The sequence below is a fragment of the Actinomyces bouchesdurhonensis genome (genome assembly GCF_963540955.1).
GTDB classification, from domain to species: Bacteria; Actinomycetota; Actinomycetes; order Actinomycetales; family Actinomycetaceae; genus Pauljensenia; species Pauljensenia bouchesdurhonensis.
Window position 1 is genome coordinate 1 of sequence record NZ_CAUTSL010000096.1, and the last position, 3,592, is coordinate 3,592.

The 3,592-nt window shown below is 62.8% G+C and carries 3 protein-coding genes; all 3 read left to right on the forward strand.

The features are described from left to right. A partial coding sequence (locus RYL44_RS10090) for an anaerobic ribonucleoside-triphosphate reductase activating protein (protein WP_314975909.1) occupies positions 1 to 623 on the forward strand: 623 nt, incomplete at its 5' end. A gap of 117 nt (positions 624 to 740) precedes the next feature. Then, complete coding sequence (locus RYL44_RS10095) at positions 741 to 1,976, forward strand: variant leucine-rich repeat-containing protein (protein WP_314975910.1); 1,236 nt, start codon at positions 741 to 743, stop codon at positions 1,974 to 1,976. Between the two features lie 259 nt (positions 1,977 to 2,235). Continuing rightward, entirely contained in the window at positions 2,236 to 2,841 is a 606-nt protein-coding gene (locus RYL44_RS10100; protein ID WP_314805511.1) for a LytR C-terminal domain-containing protein, read from the forward strand. The last annotated feature ends 751 nt before the right edge of the window (positions 2,842 to 3,592 follow it).

Below are 3,592 nucleotides of genomic sequence, written 5' to 3' on the forward strand. Positions count from 1 at the left end.
GGTGCCCGTGGGCGTGCCCGTACTGCCACAACAGCGCGATCATCGACCCGCGCATCCCGGGCGTGGTCGCGTGGAGCGCGCTGGAGGACCTGTTGGCGCGCAGGCGTGGTCTGCTCGACGGGGTTGTGTTCTCCGGCGGTGAGGCAACCCGTCAGATCGCGCTCGGCGCAGCGATGGTGCGCGTGCGTGAGCTTGGCTTCGGTGTTGGCCTGCACACGGCAGGCCCCTACCCGGGACGCCTCGCGGATTTGCTTGGCGCCGGCCTCGTTGATTGGGTTGGTATTGACATTAAGGCCACGCGTGAGCATTACGAGGCCGTGGCCGGGCGTGTGGGGGCCGGTGCGCGGGCGTGGGAATCTCTGGGTATCGTGCTGGCTCACCCGGAGGTGGACCATGAGGTGCGCTTGACCGTCTACCCGGACGGGCCGGGTGATGGGCTTGAGGTGGCGACGATCGCCCGTGAGATGGGTGTTCGGTCTTTCGCTCTTCAACAGGCGCGTGAATTTGGTACGCCGGAAGGTTTTGAAGCGTCACGAGCGGGTTGGGACGACCAGGTGAAGGCGCTCGCGACAGACATTGAGACGCTTAATTTTGACAGTTTCGTCTTTCGTGGCGCGTCATAGTGCTTTTGTCAAGTGACAGCGCCGCATGGTGGGAAGAAGATACGAGAAGGTTTCACGTGTGACGTGTGATCGCGGTATTGTGTAACAACCGCGTGACCAATGAAGTCTGGAGCATCGATGGCAGAAGAGCTGCATTTCGACAATCCTGCGGCAGCAGCCCAGGACCCGTCGACCGACGCTGAAGCGCTGCGTCAACTGGCGTTCCGCTACCCCGAGGTGCGCCCGATTGTTGCGGCACACCCACACGCCTATCGCGGCCTGCTTGATTGGCTGCATCAGTTCAATGACCCGGCGATTAACGCCGCCCTCGAGGCGCGTGACGACTATGACGGGTATATCGATTCCAACGGCTATCTTGTCATGCACGGCGATGTGTCCGGCGCGGTCGCTGGTTCCTCGATCCGCACCTCCGAGTCCGGCATGTACGTCCTGGGACAGGGCGGCGTGAACTCCTATTCGCAGGTCGAACGGACAACCCCTTATTCTGCTGTCGTCGGCTCTAACGCGGCGGTACCGAAGGTGGGCGCGCGCGAACAGGTCGTCGCTCAGGTGCAGCGCCAGTCGATCATGGGCGACAAGTCTGCTCAGGATCCTGAAGCGACAGCTGTGTACCCCGCCACGTCTGTCGGCTCTTCTTATCCTGGGTCGTCGAGTAGTGCTACGCGCACGCAGGTTATGCCGCAGGCATACCCTGGTGCGGGTGCCTCCTACCAGGTGCAGCCCACGGTGCAGCCGGGTTCGGTTCCCCAGTCGCCGACGCGCGAAGGTCGCTCCCTCCCGGTCATGGGAATTGTGCTCGGTGTTCTCGCGCTCATTGCCGTGGTCCTTCTCGGCGTTGTCATCTTCGTTTTCACGCGCGGATATGACGGGCCTCATAACGGTTCCTCTCCGGCGCCGTCCAGGTCCGCGTCCTCGCCGAGGCCCTCTGCGAGTGCCAGCACGAATGACCCCGTGAAGTACCCCGCTCCCCCCGGAGCGACCAAGATGGACAATTTTATGGCGCCCTCCGGCAACATCAAGTGCTCCTTCACGGTCGACGGTGTCACCTGCGGTATCGCTGAATCCAATTGGGAGGATGAGGGCTACCCCGCATGCTCGGACACCAAGGTGGGGACGCTGACGGTATCGAAGACCGACGCGTCGCAGTCCTGCGCGAGCAGCATGCCCACGGGTGGCCCTAAGCTCGACTATACGACGGCGGCCACGAACGGCGACTACGCGTGTCGCTCAACCGAGGACGGCGTAACTTGCTGGAACACGAGGACCGGCAACTCCTTCGCCCTGGCCCGCGCGGGCTGGATGACCGGCACGACCGGTGAGATCAATCCCAGGGACTTCCAGTGGAACAAGTAGACTGACGTGCCCGTCGTGGTGGGCTCCGAGGGGTTCCTCGGGGCCCACCACTGTGTCAACGCTTTACGAGGCTGGGGTGCTACCGCGCTGACGGTTGTGACCGAGTGGTTTTCCCGCGTGGAGGCCTGTAACGCGAACTCGGCCCAGGCTTCGTGGCGAGGTTTCTCGACGTATCGCGGGGTGGCTGTGGGCAAGATGTAATGCTCCAGACGGGGCGTTATCTGGCCTCTATGTGCCCCTATTCGATAGTGTTGAGACCGTGAGTACACCGAACGAGTCCCGCACTGTCCTTACTCCACGTCAGCGCTTCCTGCGTGAGCGTCAGCAGCGTCAGAACACGACGTTCGCCATCGTCGGCGTGTCGCTAATCACCGTCGTGGTGTTAGCGGTCCTCGTGTTCACGGGGATCGTGCCGGTTCCCTTCGGCAACGATTTCTCTGTCAAGATCGAGTATGCCGAAACGGGCGACATTCCCTGCCCGACGGCGAATTCGAAGCCAGTGGCCCCCTCGACGGTGTCCGTCACTGTCGTCAACACGACTCAACATCAGGGACTGGCGTCAAAGGCCACGGACATGCTCACGACCGCGGGCTTCCAAACGCAGGATCCGGAAAACGCTGACGCAGAGTATACGGGTAAAGTTCGCATCACCGCGGGACCGCAGGGTGTCGACAACGCCTACTCGGTGGCTCGCTTCTTTCCGGGCGCCCACGTGCGCCTCAGTGACGCGACGGGGGCGGACGTGAAGGTCGAGTTGGGGACCTTCTACGACGACGCAATGAGCGCGGAGGATGTTCAGCGTGTCCTGAAGTCAACCGACCCTATCGAGCAGCCGACGAAATGCCGCCCGATGTCGGGTTCCTGACTCGACGGGCCATTACCGTGAGAAGGCCGCCCCGAGGGGCGGCCTTCCTGAGGTTAAGGGGCAAAGCGTGTTGGTTGTGTGGTGACTTTTCGGTGTGCTGGTGCGTTAGTGCGGGAAAGTCGGTGTTTGAGGTGGTTGTTTCATTGCGAGTCTGTGCGTGGTCCCTTGATCCGTCATGGTGGGCGGGCAGGTTGTTTGCGGCGACGGTATCTACCGTGCCAGGCCACCGTGCCAGGCCGCTGGCGCGCCGCTGGCTGCGCCAGTGGCTGCGCTACCGGCTGCGCTACCGGCGGTGCTATGAGTGGTAGTGCATGACTCCCACTGGGCGAGTTATCCATAAATGTCGCATGCAATTCCCCCGACACTGTGTCGCACCGCGTTTCCATATCGTTGGAATTGCAACGTTTGCGGATGCTGTTGAAAGTTCACCCAATCGAATTGCATGCGAAACTGCTTCGAGGATGTGCGCTTGCACGCACGTGGGCCCGATGGCACGCACGCGGGCCCGACACTTCGCACGCGGGCCCGACACTTCGAGCGTGGGCCCGACACTTCGAGCGTGGGCCCGACACTTCGAGCGTGGGCCCGACACTTCGAGCGTGGGCCCGATACTTGGCGCGTGGGTCCGATGGTATGCGCGTGGGCGGCGCCCAGGCGCATATCTAGGGGTTGACGTGCGTGTTACGGGGTTAACGCGCATGTTCAGCGGTTCGCGTGCGAGCGGCACGCCAGGTCAGGCGCCGTTGGGTCC

Excerpts from the sequence above, each read along its gene's own strand:
- RYL44_RS10095 (WP_314975910.1), top strand. The coding sequence starts at position 741 with ATGGCAGAAGAGCTGCATTTCGACAATCCTGCGGCAGCAGCCCAGGAC.